Annotated in this window: 20 protein-coding genes; 13 read left to right on the forward strand and 7 right to left on the reverse strand. The window is 46.3% G+C overall.

Features of this window, described 5'->3' with window-relative positions:
* Nucleotides 1-78 precede the first annotated feature (78 nt).
* The 3 genes from HW560_RS10765 to HW560_RS10775 all read left to right on the forward strand — a co-directional run bounded on the left by HW560_RS10765 (nt 79) and on the right by HW560_RS10775 (nt 2,379).
* Nucleotides 79-867, forward strand: a complete 789-nt coding sequence (locus HW560_RS10765; protein WP_179263017.1) for a TrmH family RNA methyltransferase — start codon at nt 79-81, stop codon at nt 865-867.
* A 173-nt stretch (nt 868-1,040) separates the two neighbouring features.
* A complete protein-coding gene (locus HW560_RS10770) occupies nt 1,041-1,631 on the forward strand; it encodes a sigma-70 family RNA polymerase sigma factor (RefSeq protein ID WP_111620069.1) in 591 nt (196 codons plus the stop codon).
* Complete coding sequence (locus HW560_RS10775; RefSeq protein WP_179263019.1) at nt 1,618-2,379, forward strand: DUF3600 domain-containing protein; 762 nt, start codon at nt 1,618-1,620, stop codon at nt 2,377-2,379. The genes HW560_RS10770 and HW560_RS10775 overlap by 14 nt, the downstream gene beginning before the upstream one ends.
* A 90-nt stretch (nt 2,380-2,469) precedes the next feature.
* Here HW560_RS10775 and HW560_RS10780 read toward each other — a convergent pair whose 3' ends face one another.
* Complete coding sequence (locus HW560_RS10780) at nt 2,470-3,336, reverse strand: AraC family transcriptional regulator (RefSeq protein WP_179263021.1); 867 nt, start codon at nt 3,334-3,336, stop codon at nt 2,470-2,472.
* 112 nt (nt 3,337-3,448) lie between these two features.
* Between HW560_RS10780 and HW560_RS10785 the strand changes: the two genes are divergently transcribed.
* Nucleotides 3,449-4,606 carry a Gfo/Idh/MocA family protein gene (locus HW560_RS10785; RefSeq protein WP_179263023.1) on the forward strand — a complete coding sequence of 386 codons (1,158 nt, stop codon included), beginning with the start codon at nt 3,449-3,451 and terminating at the stop codon, nt 4,604-4,606.
* A gap of 962 nt (nt 4,607-5,568) precedes the next feature.
* On the opposite strand, the gene HW560_RS10790 is transcribed toward HW560_RS10785, so the two are convergent.
* Nucleotides 5,569-5,889 (reverse strand): winged helix-turn-helix transcriptional regulator, encoded by a 321-nt coding sequence (locus HW560_RS10790; protein ID WP_024632671.1) that lies wholly within the window; start codon nt 5,887-5,889, stop codon nt 5,569-5,571.
* 414 nt (nt 5,890-6,303) lie between these two features.
* Between HW560_RS10790 and zwf the strand changes: the two genes are divergently transcribed.
* From zwf to yunB, 4 genes are all read left to right on the forward strand, one after another.
* A complete protein-coding gene (gene zwf / locus HW560_RS10795; RefSeq protein ID WP_090904551.1) occupies nt 6,304-7,758 on the forward strand; it encodes a glucose-6-phosphate dehydrogenase in 1,455 nt (484 codons plus the stop codon).
* Nucleotides 7,759-8,192: 434 nt separating this feature from the next.
* Entirely contained in the window at nt 8,193-9,086 is an 894-nt protein-coding gene (gene gnd / locus HW560_RS10800; protein ID WP_179263025.1) for a phosphogluconate dehydrogenase (NAD(+)-dependent, decarboxylating), read from the forward strand.
* Nucleotides 9,087-9,173: 87 nt separating this feature from the next.
* On the forward strand, nt 9,174-9,818 hold the full coding sequence (gene fsa, locus HW560_RS10805) for a fructose-6-phosphate aldolase (RefSeq protein ID WP_024632668.1): 645 nt from the start codon (nt 9,174-9,176) through the stop codon (nt 9,816-9,818).
* A 202-nt stretch (nt 9,819-10,020) separates the two neighbouring features.
* Nucleotides 10,021-10,896 carry a sporulation protein YunB gene (gene yunB, locus HW560_RS10810; RefSeq protein ID WP_179263027.1) on the forward strand — a complete coding sequence of 292 codons (876 nt, stop codon included), beginning with the start codon at nt 10,021-10,023 and terminating at the stop codon, nt 10,894-10,896.
* Nucleotides 10,897-11,022: 126 nt separating this feature from the next.
* On the opposite strand, the gene HW560_RS10815 is transcribed toward yunB, so the two are convergent.
* Nucleotides 11,023-12,093 (reverse strand): M23 family metallopeptidase, encoded by a 1,071-nt coding sequence (locus HW560_RS10815; RefSeq protein WP_179263029.1) that lies wholly within the window; start codon nt 12,091-12,093, stop codon nt 11,023-11,025.
* Nucleotides 12,094-12,286: 193 nt separating this feature from the next.
* Here HW560_RS10815 and lipA point away from each other — a divergent pair, with 193 nt between their 5' ends.
* Nucleotides 12,287-13,186 carry a lipoyl synthase gene (gene lipA / locus HW560_RS10820; RefSeq protein ID WP_110002376.1) on the forward strand — a complete coding sequence of 300 codons (900 nt, stop codon included), beginning with the start codon at nt 12,287-12,289 and terminating at the stop codon, nt 13,184-13,186.
* Complete coding sequence (locus HW560_RS10825) at nt 13,183-13,584, forward strand: YutD family protein (protein WP_256222489.1); 402 nt, start codon at nt 13,183-13,185, stop codon at nt 13,582-13,584. The genes lipA and HW560_RS10825 overlap by 4 nt, the downstream gene beginning before the upstream one ends.
* A 27-nt stretch (nt 13,585-13,611) precedes the next feature.
* Here the strand turns inward: HW560_RS10825 and HW560_RS10830 are convergent, their stop codons facing one another.
* Together HW560_RS10830 and ylbJ are read right to left on the reverse strand one after the other, a co-directional pair.
* Nucleotides 13,612-14,415, reverse strand: coding sequence for an NAD kinase (locus HW560_RS10830; RefSeq protein WP_090904546.1), 804 nt, complete (start codon nt 14,413-14,415; stop codon nt 13,612-13,614).
* Nucleotides 14,416-14,519: 104 nt separating this feature from the next.
* Nucleotides 14,520-15,773, reverse strand: a complete 1,254-nt coding sequence (ylbJ, locus tag HW560_RS10835; protein WP_179263031.1) for a sporulation integral membrane protein YlbJ — start codon at nt 15,771-15,773, stop codon at nt 14,520-14,522.
* 560 nt (nt 15,774-16,333) lie between these two features.
* Between ylbJ and HW560_RS10840 the strand changes: the two genes are divergently transcribed.
* Complete coding sequence (locus HW560_RS10840) at nt 16,334-16,711, forward strand: globin domain-containing protein (protein WP_179263033.1); 378 nt, start codon at nt 16,334-16,336, stop codon at nt 16,709-16,711.
* 36 nt (nt 16,712-16,747) lie between these two features.
* Nucleotides 16,748-17,479 carry a DUF2225 domain-containing protein gene (locus HW560_RS10845; protein ID WP_179263035.1) on the forward strand — a complete coding sequence of 244 codons (732 nt, stop codon included), beginning with the start codon at nt 16,748-16,750 and terminating at the stop codon, nt 17,477-17,479.
* Between the two features lie 17 nt (nt 17,480-17,496).
* Here HW560_RS10845 and HW560_RS10850 read toward each other — a convergent pair whose 3' ends face one another.
* Both HW560_RS10850 and HW560_RS10855 read right to left on the reverse strand, forming a co-directional pair.
* On the reverse strand, nt 17,497-17,730 hold the full coding sequence (locus HW560_RS10850; protein ID WP_063566143.1) for a hypothetical protein: 234 nt from the start codon (nt 17,728-17,730) through the stop codon (nt 17,497-17,499).
* The gene (locus HW560_RS10855) at nt 17,727-17,897 is read right to left on the reverse strand and encodes a YycC family protein (RefSeq protein ID WP_064506463.1); all 171 of its coding nucleotides are present in this window, start codon (nt 17,895-17,897) and stop codon (nt 17,727-17,729) included. Before HW560_RS10855 ends, HW560_RS10850 begins: the two co-directional genes overlap by 4 nt.
* Nucleotides 17,898-18,014: 117 nt before the next feature.
* Here HW560_RS10855 and HW560_RS10860 point away from each other — a divergent pair, with 117 nt between their 5' ends.
* Nucleotides 18,015-19,814: a M3 family oligoendopeptidase gene (locus HW560_RS10860; RefSeq protein ID WP_179263037.1), complete on the forward strand. Its 1,800-nt coding sequence runs from the start codon at nt 18,015-18,017 to the stop codon at nt 19,812-19,814.
* The last annotated feature ends 262 nt before the right edge of the window (nt 19,815-20,076 follow it).

A 20,076-nucleotide genomic window follows, 5' to 3' on the forward strand; every position in this document is an offset into this window, starting at 1 on the left:
GAGCAATCTTTAGTCGGAAAATTTCAATTCGTCATGTAACATGTTGATAAAAAATCCCGCAGACGGAAGGATGGAAAGATGGATATTGTATCACCGCAAAATACACGTGTGAAGGAATGGGCACAGCTGCTGGAGAAAAAACACCGTACCCGTCAACATAAATATATTATTGAAGGCATTCATCTCGTAGAGGAAGCACTGCGCGCCGGGGCGGATCTGGAATGCATTGTTTACGATGGGGAGCAGGGTGTACCCAAGGAACTGGCTGGACTGGAGGCTCCACTTCAGCGCGTGGAATGGATTAGTGTATCCCCTGCGGTTATCGCCAAGTGTACGGATACGATGACACCCCAACCTGTTTTTGCCATTGTACATAAAGGTCGCGAGCTGCTTCAAAGTCTGTTGTCTTCTGCCAAGGGGTTTGTTGTGGTATTGGACAATGTTCAGGACCCGGGTAATGTGGGAACGATCATTCGCAGTGCGGATGCAGCGGGAGCGGCAGGTGTTGTACTCGGTGCTGGTTGTGCCGATGTCTATAATCCGAAAACGATCCGTTCAACGATGGGATCATTGTTTCATCTGCCAATCGTAGAAGGTCCGTTGGAATCGTTGCTGCCTGAAGCAAAGGCTGCGGGCGTAAAGTTGGTTAGTACGTCTTTGCAAGCGGAGTATTCGTGCTACAGTTATGATTTTACACAATCAGTATGGCTTGTGATCGGTAATGAGGGCAAGGGCATATCGGAATCTACTGCACAACTGGTGGACGATGCAATTACGATTCCGATGCAGGGACAGGCAGAGTCACTTAACGCGGCGATGGCGGCCACGATTTTGCTGTTTGAAGCGATGAGGCAGCGGATGGTTTAGCAGATGAATAATATACTTCATGTTTATATGAGGTAAGAGATATAAGCTTATTCCAACTCGAACGATGAGTGAGGAATGGGCTTTTTTGGTATGGCCCGGTGAAAGTTGAAATAAATAAATCGAACGATATGGAGCTGGTATGCCAATATATAGTGTAAGGAGGAAGGGGATGGATGATGAGTGAGGCAGAAAGGTACATAAAACTTGTGGAATTAACCCGGGCTGGTGATTACGAAGCATATGGGGAGTTATATGAGCTAACGGTGATGGATGTGTATCGCACTGTCCGTTTTCTGATTCGTGACTCATCTGACGCGGAAGATCTGGTACAGGAAATTTATATTCAGGCATACAGGTCCTTGGAGCGTTACGATTCGGAGAGAGCGTTTCGTCCCTGGTTAATGGGTGTGACGATGCGGCAGGTCCGAAGTTACCGGCGGAGACGATTGACGCAATTTCGTTTTAGCAAGCGGATGGAAAAGTCTGATACGGGGCTGGAGTATGATTTTTCCGGTGACTTAATCAACAAGTTGGCAAATCGTCCTCTGCTTGAGCAGGTACACCGATTGCCGTACAAGCTCCAGCAGGCCATCACTCTTCACTATTTGAACGAGTACACGCAAGAAGAGATTTCATGCATATTGGAAATTCCAATAGGAACGGTGAAATCGCGTATTCATGCGGCATTAACCAAGCTGAGGCAGAATCAGAAGTTGAACCTAGGTATTCGGGGAAAGGTGGAGGATTTGCATGAATCTCGATGAACAGCTGCGAACAGCCTACCAGGAAGAGACCAAAAACTGGACAATTTCTGATAGAACAAAACATAAAATCTTAAATGCTGTTCGACGTGAATCACGTCTCAAAAGACATCGGAAAAAATGGCTGGTTACTGTTCTGCTGGCTGCTGTGCTCATCATTCCTACTGGAGCCTATGCGGGGTATTCCTACTTGGCTAACGAAATGTATGGTTCACAGGAAAATATATCAGCGGTGGGTGGAACATCGGAGGATTATATGAGACTGGAAGCGAAGCTGCAGACAGCCAAAAAACATTTAAGTGAAGAGGAATTTATTCAATTTATGGATCTGATGAAGCAAATGGGGCAAATGGCTTTGAAGTATGCGGATCAACAGGGAGAGATGCACCCCGAGCAATGGAGTGTCACAGAACAGACGGAGTTTAATCGTCTTACTGCAGAACTGGAACCATTTTTCGAAAAGCTGGAAGCAGCAAGTGTAGACTCTCCCAAAGAACCTATGGACCAGGAGCAATTTTGGAAGGAACAGCTGGCAATGGCAGAGACGAAGTTTTCTGAGGAGCAGTACACCGAGTTCAAATCGTTATATGAACAGATGAAGCAGTATGAATCCTTAGTGTCGGATCAGGATGGGAACATCCATGAAGAACGATTGTCTGCGGAGCAGAAGGAAGAACTGAAGCAGGTACGTGAGCGCATTTTCCCCTTCTTGGAGAAGTTGGGTCTTGATGTTCGTAAACCGGGTGAGTAGCTTAGGTAGTGTTCAGGAGCTAAGGAGCGAAAGGGTGTCATTCCTTTTGCTCCTTTTCATTTTGTAGAAATGATTTCGTAGATAATCTTCTTATCTGCCTTGCACATTCAGCCGATACTGATGCGGAGTGGTGCCTGTTGCCTTGCGGAAAACTTTGCAAAAATAAGATGGGCTGGACATGCCTACACGGTGGCCTATTTCCGGAACAGTATGTGTGGTACTTGTGAGTAACACACAAGCATGACGAATACGAGTGGCCTGGGCGTAAGCAACGATGGTCGTGCCGGTAGCTTTTTTAAATATATGGGACAAATGATAAGGCGATAGATGCAGTGTATCTGCGATATCCTCCAGACGAAACGCTTCATTGTAGTGCTCTTCAATCCACTGCATGACAGTTTCGGCATGAGGGTGCAGAACGGGAGAGCCCGTTTGGAGCGTAGTAGAGCTGGGATACTGCCTGTCCTTCCAAAGGTAGCGAAGCTGTGCGAGAAGTCCAAGTAAAAAGAGTCGTGTATCCTCTTCCGCTTCATGTGGAAGTAATGTAGGCAGAATATCGGCAAATTGCTCCATCATCTGAACCAGTGGGGATGAAGTGGAAAGACAGATCGGTTGAAGCGGAGATCTTTGCTCGAGAAGGTCCATTGTAAAACGATTCGATACGGCAAATAGTCGAGAGTACGAGTTCAGCAGGTGCTGCTCATACATCAGGACACTGCGAATAAAGGGATGTTCTTTCGTGACTTGAATCTGGATCTGATGCAGCTGAAAAGGGCGGAATATCATCAGTGTACCCGGTTCAAGGGGGAATGCCTGCCCCTCGGTTATGAGTTGTCCATATCCATCATGGATATACGTGATCTCCATCTGTGAATGAGCGTGAAAAACCTCTCGGAACGCAGTCGTTGAGGTGCGATGGCATACCAGATTAAATTGATCCTCGGTGATTATGGGCATTAGGAATGCCTCCCCTTCAAAAGCGCAATATGGTTTCATTTTATCACAAGATGAACGCATAAAAGCGCTTTATTATTGTGTATTGTGAAGGGAATAAGGGAGGTATGCATTCATGTTAAATGTGGCCATTATTGGAGCAGGCGCAATCAGTGCAGCGCACATTACAGCGTATTTGGCATTTCCTGAACGATGCAAGATCGTAGCTGTGGTGGATATGTACGCGGAAAAAGCACAGAAACGAATTAACGAATACGGATTGGAGGGAGCGCAAGCTGTTACCGATTATCATGAATTGCTGGATCAAAACATTGACTTGGTTTCCGTATGTACCCCACCGTATACCCATGCACCGATCACATGTGATTTTCTGCATGCAGGTACACATGTGCTTGTCGAAAAACCAATGGCCTCTTCTTTACAAGAGGCGGATATGATGCTGGAAGCGGCGCAAAAAAGTGGTAAGTTGCTCTCGGTTGTGGCACAGAATCGTTTTACGACACCGATGATGAAACTAAAATATGTGCTGGACAGCAAACTTATGGGTCCCATTGTCCACGTACAGGTCGATTCATTCTGGTGGCGGGGCCATAATTATTATGATCTGTGGTGGCGTGGCACATGGGAAAAGGAAGGCGGAGGCTGTACACTTAATCATGCGGTCCATCATATTGATGCGATGCTTTGGATGATGGGTCCTCCGGTGGAATTACAGGCCATGATGGCGAATACGGCACATGATAATGCTGAAGTAGAGGATATTTCCATGGCAATGCTTCGTTTCCAAGAAGGAGCACTTGGTATGATTACCAGTTCAGTGGTACACCACGGAGAGGAGCAGCAGTTGATTTTTCAGGGTAAAGAGGCCAGGGTATCTGCGCCTTGGAAGGTCGTTGCTTCTACGGCACGAACGAATGGATTCCCAGAACCCAATCCAGATCTGGAACAGCAGATTCAGAAACTCGCTGACGACTTAGTGGATGTTATTCATGTGGGGCATGCTGGGCAAGTGGAGAATGTGCTAAACGCCATTGAGACAGAATCACCCCTTCTGGTGGATGGGAAGAGTGGTCGGAATACACTGGAACTCATTGTAGGCATCTATAAATCGGCCAGTACGGGGGAGAAGGTTACTTTTCCACTAAAGGCGGAGGATGCTTTCTATACAAGGGAAGGGATTATGCAACATGCGGTGCATTTTTATGAGAAAAAGACAGCCGTGGAGAACTTTGAGGATGTGGATATTACGTTAGGGAGAAAGTTGGAGTCTTAGTTAAATAACAAAAAAAGAGGCCAGTTCCACAGATATTGTGAGATCTGGCTTCATTTTATTGGAATCTTATTTATAAAACAAAATTAATACACTCGTTGGTTTCATCTATTTAATTTTGCGATGGCTTCTCTATTTAACCCTAAGAAGGTTATCTCATGGCCAAGGCAGAATCCGACGTAACTACGACATATTGGCAGGAAGTCATGCAGAAGCTGGAAAATAAATTGACAGAAATGAAAAAACATTGGAGATAAATATCCTCATTTTGCTGGTGATGATGGGAAGTATAATAACATCAACACCGATTAGAGGGTTTTAAGTTTCTGGACGGGTATGCTATGGATTATGTACAATATGACAGGAGAGGAAATCTACCGGCATATGGCATGGTCGTGGGATGAAACTTTGGAGCAATGGTTTATAAGACCAATCCCAGATCTTCATCACGATGTTGGCTTCCAGTCATTGGCATCAATGCGGAGAAGATGATGCATTGGATTGAAGACCACTACATAGATGAAATCAAATAAGATCATATGGTAAACAATATCCACTTATCCAAGTCTTATGCTTCCCGTATCTTTCAGCAAGAAACAGGAAGCAGTATTACGGACTAGGTCACAGCCCTAAGACTTAAGCAGGCTGATATCCTAAGCTGGAAACGACTACTCTGTCCGTTCAAGAGGTGGGCAGGCGGTATTCCGCAATGGATCTTATTTCGTTCAATTATTTCGCAAATCGACGGGAACAACTCCCGTACAGTATCGGCAACATTTTGAACACAGCAGCAGACATTAAATCACATGAGGGTAACTGCTGATGTTATTAAAAGTAGCGTCAGTACATTATCGTGATGAAATTTAAAGTGCTATTTTAAAATCACAATGTTTCGGAAATTAAAGTGAAAATGAAGTGTCGCCTCTTAATAGAATGAGAACCTATTCTTTACTCAAAAGTACGTGCTACAGCCACTTATCGGCCCACCGTTCGACGGCGCTTAAAGCGCGCCCCAGCTCTGTGCCTTTGCGGGACAACATATATTCTGTCCGAACAGGGCGTTCCGTAACCACATGACGTACGACCAGTCCCTCTTCCTCCAGTTCCTTCATCCGTTCATTAAGTACCCGTTTGCTCAGGTCCGGAATATAAGCGTGAATTTCACTGAATCGTTTGGGTTCTTCCATCAATGTATGAATAATGAGGGCTACCCATTTCCGGCCAATGATCTGATAAGACTGTTCCACCTTTTCGCATATTTGCTTGGCATTCTCATCATCGCTCATAATAGTACTCCTTTGATTTAGTTATGCTTATTATAGCACTAGTATACTTATTGTAACCTGAGTGTCCACAAGCCATATGTGTAAAATGTCACATACCAATTGTTCTTAATGTTACCACATAAAGCGTTAACATTAAATAAAAACCCTATAAACACTGGTGTTCACAGGTTAGACACGATTGTTGACGAATTGTGACGACAGGTGTAAGATGGGTAACGTCAATTCAATTGGTTACAATTTATAACCTTGATTAAGGTTGTGGAGAGAAGGAATGTTCCATGTTTAATTCAGGTCAGATACACAAGCGGAGGTAAGGCGGGGAACTCCCCCACTAATTCCGTCTTTTGTCATGCTTGGATTTGAACATTTTGCATCATCATATACTATACTGCACAGATCACAGGAGGCACTCCAATGGACGCAATGACATTTGTCCTCTTCGGGGCAACAGGCGATTTAGCCAAACGTAAGATTTACCCTGCATTATATAATTTGTACATTGATTCGAAAATGCCGAAATCCTTCTCCGTTATCGGTCTTGGACGGCGTGAATTGTCGGATGCTGACTTCCAGGCGAATGTTGAAAAGTCACTGCACACCTTCTCCCGTCAAACACCGGAGGAAGAAGCTCAGGTTCGCGACTTCATTGGAGCTTTCCGTTATTGTTCTTTAAATAATACGAAGCTTGAAGATTACACCAAATTGCTGGAACTGGTTCAGAAGCGTGAACAAGAGCTCAACATTCCTGAAAATCGCATGTTCTACATGTCGGTTGCACCGGAATTCTTTGAACCAATCGCACTGAATATTCAAGAAAGCGGCTTGGGTAACACCAAAGGCTGGAAGAAACTTATCATCGAAAAACCATTCGGACACGATCTGCAATCTGCACGTGAACTGAATGAGAAACTCAGCAATACCTTTGCGGAAGAAGAAATTTACCGTATTGACCATTTCCTTGGTAAACCGATGGTTCAAAATATTGAAACCCTCACTTATGCCAATCCGGTCATTCAGGCTTTGTGGTCCAACCGTTACATTGCCAACGTACAGATTACGGCAAGTGAAACGGTTGGTGTTGAAGAACGTGCCGCATATTATGACCAAAGCGGTGCCCTTCGTGACATGTTCCAAAACCATATGCTTCAATTGCTGATGATGATTGGTTTGCATTTGCCAAAACGCTGCACACCGGAAGAAATTCAATTCAAAAAGCAGAAGATCGCTGAGGCTCTTCGTCCATTGACGAAAGAGAATATTGCTTCCGAAGTCGTTCGTGCCCAATATGGAGCAGGCGAACTGCAAGGTGCTTCTGTTGTTGGATATCTGGACGAGCCTGACATTCCAGCTGGTTCTCAGAATGAGACATATGTTGCCGCAAGACTGTGGATCGATGATCCATTCTGGAGCGAGGTTCCATTTTACATTCGTACAGGCAAACGCCTGGCTGAAAAATCAACCAGAATTGTTGTTGAATTCAAGGCTCCACTGAAAACAGGTCATGAATCCGAAAATACAACAGAGCCTAACTTGCTCACGATCGAAATTGGTCCAAAAGAAAGCATCTCGCTTCAATTAAATGCGAAAAACCCACTCAACCAAGGCGAAGTGGAAGCAATGCATATGACCTTCAACTCAGGTGAACGCAACATTCCGGAAGCTTACGAAAACCTGATCTTTGACGCGATGCGTGGAGATTCTACATTCTTTGCTCACTGGAACGAAGTTGAACTGGCTTGGCAATGGGTACAGCCGATCTTGGAGGCATTCCAGGATGGCAGTGTGCCACTCGATACGTACAGCGCTGGTTCGCAAGGACCGGAGTCAGCAGATCGATTGGTTGCAGAGAACGGCTACCGTTGGTGGTAAAAGTAGTGTAAGGGCAGCATCAGAGAAGAGAGCACTACAGTCTGTTCTGCTCGATAAATATACAAATTTTTATGAAATACACCGTTCCAATTTTGCATAAGTCCTTCCGGTAATACCCGGAAGGCCGCGAAAATTTTTAAATATAGATGGCCGACGCACTTGATTTGCCTAAGTAGCGACGTAGTGTAGGGGACGGAATCGATTCTGTAGAAGCGAAGCTAAAAGCTTTCTGGAAGAAAGCTACTCCGGAAGCATATGCTTCGCCTTTGTATCCAAATTTCATCAATTTAAAGGTTGATGAAAAGAAATTTGGATACAACAGCGATCGAAAGAACGATCCGTAACCGGAACGGTTGCAGCGAAACGGGAATGTAGTCTGGTGCTCTGCAACAAAGATGAAATTTAAACATTGTTCATAACAGGAGGAACTAGCAATGAAACTTGGACTTATTGGATTAGGTAAAATGGGATTGAACCTGGGTAGAAACCTGATTGACCACAAACATGAAGTGGTTGCTTTTGACCTTAACGCTGAAGCTGTGAATGAAATGAAAGAATACGGCGCAACAGGCGTATCTTCTTATGCGGAAATGGTGGCTTCCCTTGAATCCCCACGTGTATTGTGGATCATGGTTCCTCATAACGTGGTTGACGCTGTATTGGCTGAAGTAAGCCCACTGTTGTCCAAAGGCGACATCATCATCGAAGCGGGTAACTCGCACTACAAAGAATCCATCCGTCGTTACGAGGAAATGAAAACTAAAGGCATTCACTACATGGATGCTGGTACATCCGGCGGTATGGAAGGCGCACGTAATGGCGCATGTTACATGATCGGTGGCGATCCTGAAGCTTGGGCAGTAGTTGAGCCAGCGTTCAAGGATACTTCCGTTGAAAATGGTTACCTGTATGCAGGTAAAGCAGGTAGCGGTCACTTCCTGAAAATGGTCCACAATGGTATCGAGTATGGTATGATGGCTTCCATCGGTGAAGGCTTCGACGTATTGGAGAAAAGCGGCTTCGATTTCGACTTCGAACAAGTTGCTCGTGTATGGAACAACGGTTCCGTTATCCGTTCTTGGTTGATGGAATTGACAGAGCGTGCATTCTCCAAAGATGCTAACCTGGATGAAATCAAAGGGGTTATGCATTCTTCCGGTGAAGGACGTTGGACGGTTGAAACAGCATTTGACCTGCAAACTGCTACACCGGTTATCGCGTTGTCCCTGTTGATGCGTTACCGCTCCCTGGAAACAGACACGTTCACAGGTAAAGTTGTCGCAGCATTGCGTAATGAATTTGGCGGTCACGCTGTAGAAAAAAATTAAATCATATATAACTGTTAACATATACGGATAATCGGGTAATGATGAGTATAGTTGTTTACAAAATTCATCAAGTGGAGGGAACATATCATGAAATTTTTCTTAGATACAGGTAATGTTGAAGAAATCAAACGGATCGAACGTCTTGGTCTGGTGGATGGAGTCACGACCAACCCGTCTTTGATTGCCAAAGAAGGTCGCGTATTTAAAGAAGTGATTCAGGAGATCTGTGGCGTTGTTAAAGGCCCGGTCAGTGCTGAAGTGATCGGACTGAAAGCCGAGGATATGTTGAAGGAAGCTTATGAAATTGCAGAGTGGGCACCGAATGTAGTGATTAAACTACCGATGACCGAAGATGGACTCTATGCTTGTCATGAACTGACGCAAAAAGGAATTAAAACCAATGTAACGCTGATCTTCTCCGCAGCACAGGGCCTGATGGCGGCGAAAGCTGGCGCAACGTACATCAGTCCATTTGTTGGCCGTCTGGATGATATTGCGGTGGATGGCATGAAGCTGATTCGCGATCTACGTCTCATTCTCGATACGTATGATTTGCCTTCCGAAATTATTGCAGCAAGCATCCGTAATATCAAACACGTGGAAGATGCAGCGCTTTCCGGTGCGCATATCGCAACCATTCCAGGTTCACTCCTGCCAACATTGTGGAAACACCCGCTGACAGACAGCGGCATTGAGCGCTTCCTGAAAGATTGGGAGTCCGTTCCGAAATAATGTGGACAGTAGTCTGATTCCTCAGACCTGTGTTCCATTTAAAAGCCTTTCGTCGTGCAGATAACATCTGCTGGCGGAAGGTTTTTTTTGTTGGATGTGATGATATCCACGTACGAGCAGGTGCTGTCCTTCTTTTTCGGGACAACGGTGCATAAGGATAGTTATATAGCCTATAGCTCATCCCGCAGGGGAGGGACGCCCGATGATGAGAAGACGATGGCGAAGCCGAAGACGCCGCAAGCCGCCAAGTGGCAGGCGCAAAATGTGGTTGATTATTTTATTGGTAACAGCATTTTGTTTGATGCAGGGTTTTGCCTATGTCGATAAGAAAATGAAACCGCCCATCATGCATCTGGCCAAAATCAGAGTGAAGCAGATTGCAACGGAAGCGATCAACAAGGCGATTACAGCGCAGGTTTCCGAAGGTAAATCCACCGAAGGGCTGATTGACTGGAAAACCGATACGGCTGGGAAAGTGTCCGGATTTATGCTGAATTATGATGAGCACATGCGGATCACTGCGAGTACGATGAACATCGTGCAATCCACTTTGCAGAACGTGCATATGTTAAAAGAAAAAATTCCGCTGGGGCAGGCGTTGGGCAGTCCGGTACTGGCATCCTTTGGTCCAAGTATACCGGTTCGTATTGAGCCTCAGGGAGCCGTCAAGGTGGATCTGAACACCCGTCAGCAGAATGCCGGTATAAACATGATTCTGGTTGAAGTGTACATTCACATCATTGCCGAAGTGGCGGTAGTGGTGCCCTTTGACATGGAACCTGAGACCGTCGATACGGAAATTCCGATATCTTACCTGTTAGTGGTCGGGGATGTGCCGATGTACTACTATGATAATCAGGGCAAGCCGGTGGGTAGCAACGGCAGCAATGCACCTGCAATTGCACTGCCATCGAGTCAGGCGGGTGTTTCGAGTGGTCATGGAAGAACGCCAAATGGAACCTCTCCCAATCAGCAGCAGGCTCCAGCAAACGGTCTGAACGGAAATGGACTGGAGGTTGAGCCGGATTTGTCTGATCCAAATGAGGGATTGCAGCTTGACGTGGATGGGAACCATTAATGAGTCCAAAGCAAATATCGAACAAAAAACGGGGCCTCTATGAATAGAGGTCCCGCTTTACATTAAAAATCATCACAATACTAAAGAGATACTTATTATCCCTCATCCAATTTAATTGTTTTGCCTTCAGTTGCCTTTGGCTTTTTTCTGTTTGCGTTCTTCCTGTTCCCAATGCTTCAGATGAGGGTATGGGTCGAACGACCATTCATTCAGCCCGCTGTCGCGATAAATGCCATAGTGCAGGTGAGGCGGAAACTTGCCTTGTGTACCTGGTTTTCCATACCCTGAACTGCCCACCCAGCCCAAAACCTGACCAGGGGTAACCACTTCGCCGATATGGGCGTTTTTGTCAAAGCCGGATAGATGAGCGTAATAGTGGTAATGGTTGTTCAGATCGCGAATGCCAATACGCCAGCCACCAAACGGATTCCAGCCTTTGATTTCAACGACACCGTAACAGGTACTGCGTACAGGCAGGCCATGCGGTGCAAAAATATCCGTGCCTTCGTGAATACGGTACCCACCCCAGCTGCGTTTGGTCCCCCAGGTACTACGGTACGAATAGTTGGTTCCGAGAGGGACGGGAAAAGCGTGACCAAAGAGATCGAGGCTGTCAAAATGCTCATATAATTTCGCAAATTGCTGAATACGCTGCACCGCCCGGGAGTTATGATAATATTCCCACAGAGCGATATTGAAGTCCTCCTGCTTGGTCCCATATTTCTGAATAATGGAAGCCATGCTGTAAAGTACGTCGAGGTCATTATTGGCATCTGCAACACCATCACCAGAACCATCTCGACCATACCCGTTGAAAAAGATAATGGAACCCGGGTGTTGATCCGTCTCATCCGGATTGAGCCAGCCTCTCCAGGCTGGAGGGGTCATGAATATACCGGTCAGCCGATCCGGATGTTTACGATCTTTTGGATGTGCACGCGAGATGGTTCGTTCATATTGATCAATTGCTGCGAGCCTGTACCATGGAATTTGGGTCATCTGACCAATGCTTTCATATAGATGCCGGCGCGAAGCGAAAATGTCCGCTGGTTTTTGCTCTACAGCCTGAGGTTTGGAATCAGCGGCGGTAGGTTCACCGTAAACATCAACAGGCAAGAATGGGAGAAGCAGTGTGCCTGCAAGCAATGTTTTGATCCAAAAGGAATACGTTAACCGCGATGTAAAGCGATCTTGCACAGGGAAGCAGCCCCCTTTCCAATAAGATGATGCACATGGTGCCCGGTGAACCAAGCTATAACCTAGCGTTCTTCAAAAGTCTTCATTTTATCCACCATGAATGAGATGTGACAAATGGGGGTTTTTCCAGCGCTTTCATGGTATAATATGTTCCGAGCAACAGCCTAACTTCAGTAGAAAGAAGGTTTATGCATTGGCTAAACGTGTTAAAGAACCGAAACCGGACTGGATTCGGATCAAATTGACAACCGGCGATAACTATCAGGAAATGAAAACGATGATGCGTTCCAAAACGCTGCATACAGTATGTGAGGAAGCACGGTGCCCGAATATTTACGAGTGTTGGGCCAATCGGACGGCTACTTTTATGATTTTGGGCGACATTTGCACACGGGCATGCCGTTTTTGTGCGGTAAATACCGGCTTGCCAACGGAACTTGATTTACAGGAACCAGAACGCGTGGCAGAAGCGGCAGAACAGATGAATCTGCAGCACTGCGTAATTACGAGCGTGGCGCGTGACGACCTGAAGGATGGAGGAGCGACGATCTTTGCGGAGACAGTGAAGGCCGTTCGTCGTCGTTTGCCTTTATGCAGTGTAGAAGTGCTGATTCCGGACTTTTTGGGTGACCGGGATTCCTTGCAGATTGTAATGGATGCCAAACCGGACATCCTGAATCATAACATCGAGACTGTAGAGCGATTATCGGACAAAGTCCGTGCCAAGGCCAAATACAAGCGTTCACTCGAACTGCTTGCTCGTGCCAAGGAAATGCAGCCAAATATTCCAACGAAATCGAGCATCATGCTTGGTGTGGGTGAGGAATATCATGAAATTTTGCAAACGATGGATGATCTGCGCGCTGTGGATTGTGACATTATGACGATTGGTCAATACTTGCAGCCATCCGAGAAACATCTGTTTGTAGAGAAGTATTATCCGCCAGAAGAGTTCGCATCATTGAAGCAGGAAGGACTGAAGCGTGGATTCAGCCACGTCGAATCCGGACCTATGGTCCGCAGCTCTTACCATGCGCATGAACAAGTAAAATCTGCTGCGAAAAATGCTGAACAGGCGGCATCTCACGCATGATGGAGGATACAGGATTGGAAGAAGAAAAAGGTTCAGAAGAGATTCAAGAATCGGTTCAGGAGCCAGTACAGGACAAACCCAAAGAACCGGTTATTGTTCAAATCGGCGGAAAAAATTATGAAATCGTGCAGAACCATAAAGAAGGCTGGAATCCTGAAGTTTTCCGTGACCGTTACAGCGAAGTGTTGGAACGGTACGATTACATTATTGGGGACTGGGGTTACAGCCAGCTGCGTTTGAAAGGTTTTTACCGGGACAACCATCCCAAAGCTACGAAGGATTCCACGATCTCCAGCATGGTGGACTATATCAATGAATACTGCAACTTTGGCTGTGCATACTTTGTGCTTCAGAAGAGCAAAGATCAGCCTCAAGCCAAAGCAAAAAGCGGTTCCTGAGAAGGACCGCTTTTTTGTTGCGTGTATTTAGTCCAAAAAAGCTGTGCGAACCCTGTTCCAAAACGGATAAGGCCGGAAACGGGCAAAACTGACCTTATGACGGGCCACTTGGCAGCGTACCGATATGAGATCTTCCACCATAATGTTTACGTGGTCAATGGTAAGCAACAACCGCTGATCCTTGCGTGAGAAGATATCACAGTGATGGTGCTTGGGCAAAATAACCGGTGAACCCAGCGTCCGATAGACGCGGTTATTGATTGAAGCAATCTCGGCGATCTGAATAGCCTCGATCGTTGGATGCACCATGGCGCCGCCAAGCGCCTTGTTGTATGCCGTACTGCCTGAAGGGGTCGATACACAGATGCCGTCTCCCCGGAACATCTCAAACGTCACGTCATTAATGTCAACCTGAGCAACGACTGTACCGTCTACACCTTTTAACGTAAATTCATTCAGTGCGATATAGGAGGTATTGCCCGACTTTTTACGAATCTCAAGCTCCAGCAGTGGATACTCCACAATTCGTGGTTTGAGTCGTTCCGGGTCGCCTTTGCCGCTCATCAATCGAACCAATTCACGTAATTCTTCCTTCTTCCAATCGGCATAAAAGCCGAGATGGCCTGTATGAACCCCAACAAAAGCAATATCCGGGATGCGGTCGATGAAATTGTGAAATGCTTGCAGCATCGTACCATCGCCTCCGATGGAGATGACAATCTCCGGCGATTCTGCATCCAGCTTAAACCCTTCCTCTTTGGCCAGCGCATGAAACTGCTGACTGAGATCAATCGATAACTGGTCTCCGCGGTCTTGAACATAGTATCTCAAGATGAAAGCTCCTTTGTGGTCATTATACTACCGATGATAATCAATTCCAGGGAAGAACACAACGTTGGATTGATATTCAGTTGAATATAAAGTCACAGGATGGCTTATTTTTTCATACGTCGAGGTAAGAAAAAGGGACTCATCAGAGAAAGCATCAGCAATAAAAGCAATACGCCCCCAAATATACCTATTCCCGAAAAAAGGATCTGTCCCCAATCTGGTGTATACGAAAATAATTCTGGCTTGGCACCCGTTTGGAACAATACAGGCCATTCTGAACCACCCATCATCGGCAGCCATAACAAAAGTACAAGTATGGGTGCAATGAGAGCGTGAATTGCTCTGGCAAACAGAAAGGGGCCGTACCTCATCGGTGTGTTGCTCAGGACACTCATAATCTGGGCATGAACGGATAATCCCCCCCAGGAGAGGACGAAGGCAGCAGCAGCGGCTTTGTAGACGAGCGGAATGGATATGCCAGCCCCTCCTGCTTCTTTGGCTCCCAAAGTGACTTCAAATAACCCGCCTACGAGGCTGTGGGATAAGGCTGGGGGGTATCCCATGTATAGAAGCATTTGTTCCGTAATGGCATATAATGCGCCTAACCATCCGGTTTGTACGAGTAACTCCATCATAACGGAGAAGAATACAACTAACCCTCCTACGATAATAATAAGGCGAAGGGATGAGGAGACAGCCTGGTGCAACAATTCACCAAATGCCCGTCCGTCAGCTTTCCTTGCCTCGTGCATGGCATAAATGGCTCGGACTAGTCTGCTTCTGTGTACCTCTTCAGATGCGGAGGGAGAGTTGATAATCGACGTTTTATCCTTTACGGAGACACTGCCATGGAACCGCATGAGCAGGCCCACAAGAAATGCGGCACCATAATGTGATGTGACCAGTATGGGAGCAATAGCTACATTATGAAAAAAACCGACCGATACGGCTCCAATCATAAAGATGGGATCGGATGATGTGGTGAAAGCAACGAGGCGTTCACCTTCTTCCCGAGTAACCAATTTTTGCTCCCACAACTGTGCAGTCAATTTGGCCCCAGTGGGATAACCGGAAGCGCAACTGACGGCAAACACAAAGCCACCGCTTCCGGGAACGCGAAATAGCGGACGCATCAATGGATTTAAGAGTGTACCCAAAAAATGAACAATGCCGAAGCCAAGAAGCAGCTCGGAAAGCACAAGAAAGGGAAAAAGGGAGGGGAAAAGCACGTCCCACCAAATGGATAGTCCACGTACACCAGCATGCCAGGTTTCCGCAGGAAACAGCACCATCAACACACACAGGATCAGGAGAGCTAGTGGGATCAGGACTTGGGTGATTCGTTGTGAAGCGGCCATGAATTCTTCTCCTTTATTTTTGGAATGGTGAGTGTGCAGCGGATCGCTGGTGCTTTTGCCATCAATATATGAGACAAAGCGGACAAACAGTACAAATTAATGTTTAGAAAGCGCTTGCAAAAGTGGCTGTGTTTTTAAGAGATGTATGCTAAAATGATAAAAACGCCTGAACGTCACCTAATTACCTAGAAGGTGGAATTAAATCGGATGGAGTGATGATTATGAGTCTTGTCACCGGAATCCTGGTTTGTGCTTTTGTTTATGTTATACGTGCCTCGCTTGTGCGCTCTGAAGAAGAGGACTGGCGAAGTTACTGATGAAATATTTGGTGCGCCAAACCTCTTGTTTGGCGCTTTTTTTGTGCCTTCAGTCTGAGATAGACCTGTGTGAGTCATGGCTATGTGGGACCATAACCCTTTCATGTTATATAGGACTTTTGGTTTTTTTTTGATAGAATGAAGACAAGGCGCTCGTGGCCTGTTCTTCATTCTCCTTTCATAATTAAGCATGGGAGTGTAATATATTTCAAAATTCGACATCTGAAAGGAGGGGAAAGCGGAATGAATCCTAGTTTGAGCATCTACGACAATCTTGGTGGAGAGGCAGGCGTTCGCGCACTGGTTGAAGCTTTTTATCCGATTGTTCAGCAGAATGAGAAGCTGGCTCCTCTTTTTCCGAAGGATATTCAGCCGGTAATTGACAAGCAATACATGTTTTTGTCTCAGTTCTTCGGTGGTCCTGCATTGTTTTCCGAGGCTTTTGGTCATCCGATGATGCGTGCCCGCCATATGCATTTTGAAGTGACGGTTGAACGGGCAGAAGCCTGGCTTGCATGTATGGATCAGGCGTTGACACAGGTCGGTGTGGAAGAGCCATTGCATTCTTTCGTCCTGCAGCGATTGTCGGGGCCAGCACATCATTTTGTGAATACACCTTAGTTCCGATTATAAGCTTTTGGGAGAGGGATGGAATGAGTGGAATTAGAGCCTCTGTATAAGGTAAAAGTGAAGTGTCATTATTGCGAGATCGAGTATGATACCTCACGTGTAAGACCAAGCTTGAAACGGCCATACCGGACGGATTCCGATTTTTGCGCTTATTACAAGCTGGAGAATCCGGATTTCTATGTTGTACGAATCTGTCCGGCGTGTGGATTCGCTTCGACGGAAAATTCAACGGAACAATTGAACGATAAACAGCGCAAGGCTTTCAAGGAGCAGATCGGCAATCGTTGGGTGAAACGAGACTATAGCGGAGCGCGGACACTGGAGCAGGCGATGGATTCATACAAGCTTGGACTGCTGTGCGCGCAGGTTATTCAGGAGAAAGATCGTGTCGTTGCAGGTCTGCTGCATCATATTGCCTGGCTGTATCGTTACATGGAGGATCATATTCAGGAAAACCGTTTTCTTGAATTTAGCCTTGAGGCTTACGTAAAGGTTTTTGAACGGGAAGGTACTGGCGGGAATGAAGCCAAGCTGTTGTATCTGCTGGGAGAGTTGAACCGCAGGGTAGGTCGATTCCATGAGGCTGTAAAATGGTTCGGCAGGGTCATTCATGACAAGCGCATTAGCGATGCTGCCATGATTCGTGCTTCGCGGGAGCAATGGGCATTGCTGCGGGAACAGATGATCTCGAGTAAGTTGGAGTTGCCGGCTGAGATGATTGAAGCAGACAAAGAGGCTGCGAAACGCAGCCCCATTTGATAAGTGAGAGTTGTTCTTTAATTGCGGACAGGACGACTGGATAGCAGGTAATCACTATCGTTGTCGATCACAGTCATGCTGGCATTACAACAAGGAAAGACCAGCAATTTCTTTTTGCCTTCGCGAATGCGTACAAGCTCCTTCGGTTTGAGCGGCAGCAGTACATTGTTTGCATGGCAGTACGGACATTGCTGTACATAAATGTCCCCCATTACAATATCGTAAGGCCAGCTGTTCTCAAAGGGAATCATTCTTGCTCGCCTTCCGTAGAGGCAGGTTTAGCCGCTTCTTCTTTGGCCAATTCGGCGATTTTCTGCATCAGGATATGCTGCGGCATATGCATCAGATGTTCGAGGGGAACACCCAGAGATTCTGCTAATTTGACGGCTGTGTCAGCCGAGACTTGTAAAGGTTTCATACGATTACCTCCTAAAATAGCTTAAACTATTTCTCTAGTATAGAGATATAGCGCTTATAAAACCAGTTCTAATTCAAGGTTAATTATCCATTCTACTGAGAGAGGTGCCTTATTTAAATGAAAACACCATTACAACCCGTCTGGGATCTGGAGTCCATTTTTAGTGGAGGTTCTGCCTCCGAGTCGTTTGCTGCGTATTTGATTGAGCTGGAGCAGGATGTACGCAAGCTGCAAGCCCTTTTGAAAGAAACACCTGCACCCAAGTCACTGGCAGAAACAAATGCGTTTGATCCGATTCTGGAACTGCTGCAGAGCTGTTATATCCGAATTTCGGAAGGGTCCGCATTTGTGTCCTGTCTTTCTTCACAAAACCAAAAGGATAAAAAGGCAGTTCAGCTTCAGGGCACCATTAGTTCTCTTGGCGCGATGTTGAACAGCAGCAAGTCCCAATTCGATAATACGCTTAGCCAGACGACAGACTCTGTATGGGAAGCATGGATTGCTCGGGAAGATATTCAGCCGCTTGCCTTTGTACTGAACGAGAGCCGCACACAGGCTCGTGAGAAACTGTCACCTGAGCTTGAAGGTCTTGCGCTGGATCTCGGCGTAGATGGTTACCATGGGTGGGGCAAATTCTATAACACCATTGTAAGCAAGGTTAACATTCCATTTGAACAAAATGGTGAAACGGTGATGTTGTCCGCAGGTCAGGCTGCCAATAAGCTGAGCGACAGTGACCGGAATGTCCGCGAGACTGTATTCGCTAATTGGGAACAGGCTTGGACGGATGTCGAAGACTTCTGCGCAGATACATTAAACCATCTTGCCGGTTTCCGTCTCAAATTGTATGAGAAGCGCGGCTGGGATGACATTCTTAAGGAACCTTTGGCGATCAACCGGATGTCGCGTCAGACGCTTGATACGATGTGGGACGTAATTAACGGTGCCAAACCTGCGTTGGTTCGATATTTGGAGCGCAAGGCGAAACTGCTTGGTGTAGAGAAACTCAGCTGGAGTGACGTTGATGCACCCGTAGGCAAGTCGGGTGGAAAAGTCACCTATGACGAGGCAGCCATCAATATTGTTGATCAATTCGCCAAGTTCAGTCCCAAACTTTCCAAGTTTGCAGAGATGGCTTTTGAGAAACGTTGGATCGAAGCAGAGGACCGTCCTGGCAAGCGTCCAGGGGGATTCTGTACGTCCTTGCCACTCAGCAAAGCAACACGTATTTTCATGACCTTCTCTGGGACGCCGTCGAATGTGTCGACACTTGCCCATGAACTTGGTCACGGATATCATCAGCACATTATGGAAGAACTGCCGGCCTTGAATCAACGCTATGCCATGAATGTAGCGGAGACGGCATCTACCTTTGCCGAGCTGATTGTAGCGGATGCATTGGTTCAGGGAGCAACGGATGAGCAGGAGAAGCTTGCTCTGCTTGAAGACAAGATTCAACGAAGCGTTGCGTTCTTCATGAATATTCACGCCCGTTTCCTGTTCGAAAATCGATTTTATGAGCAACGCAAACAAGGTTTGGTGAATGCAGATGAGTTGTCCAAACTGATGGTGGAAGCACAGCAAGAAGCGTTCTGTGGTGCGCTTGCATCGGATCATCCGCATTTCTGGGCATCCAAGCTGCATTTCTATCTGACAGGTGTACCATTCTACAACTTCCCGTATACGTTCGGATATATGTTCAGTGCAGGCATCTACGCCAAAGCGCAGGAGGAAGGCACGGCATTTGCCGATAAATACGATGATTTGCTGCGGGATACGGGCCGAATGACGGTTGAGGAACTGGCTCAGAAACATCTGGGTACAGATCTCACACAACCGGATTTCTGGCAAAATGCTGCGAACCTGGTCATTGCCGATATTGATCAATTTCTTGAGATGACAGAATCCGCAAAATAGTATTCCTATATATGAAATGTGGCTGCAATCCTGTGTAAATGCACACGGGGTTGCGGCCTTTTTTTGTGTTTCTAAAAGTTAGACACCCGCTAAATAATTTGTCGCAATTGAGAGAAATAACTCGCTAAAAGGACGCAAAATGGCAATTAATTGTGCAAATTATAGTTATAATTACCCAAGTTTGTTTTTCTTTGTTGAATGACCACATATGTTGTCATATAATGAGTCGTAAGTCCTTGTTTTGTAGGATGAAGTGCATAAA

It is taken from the genome of Paenibacillus sp. E222, assembly GCF_013401555.1.
Lineage (GTDB): Bacteria > Bacillota > Bacilli > Paenibacillales > Paenibacillaceae > Paenibacillus.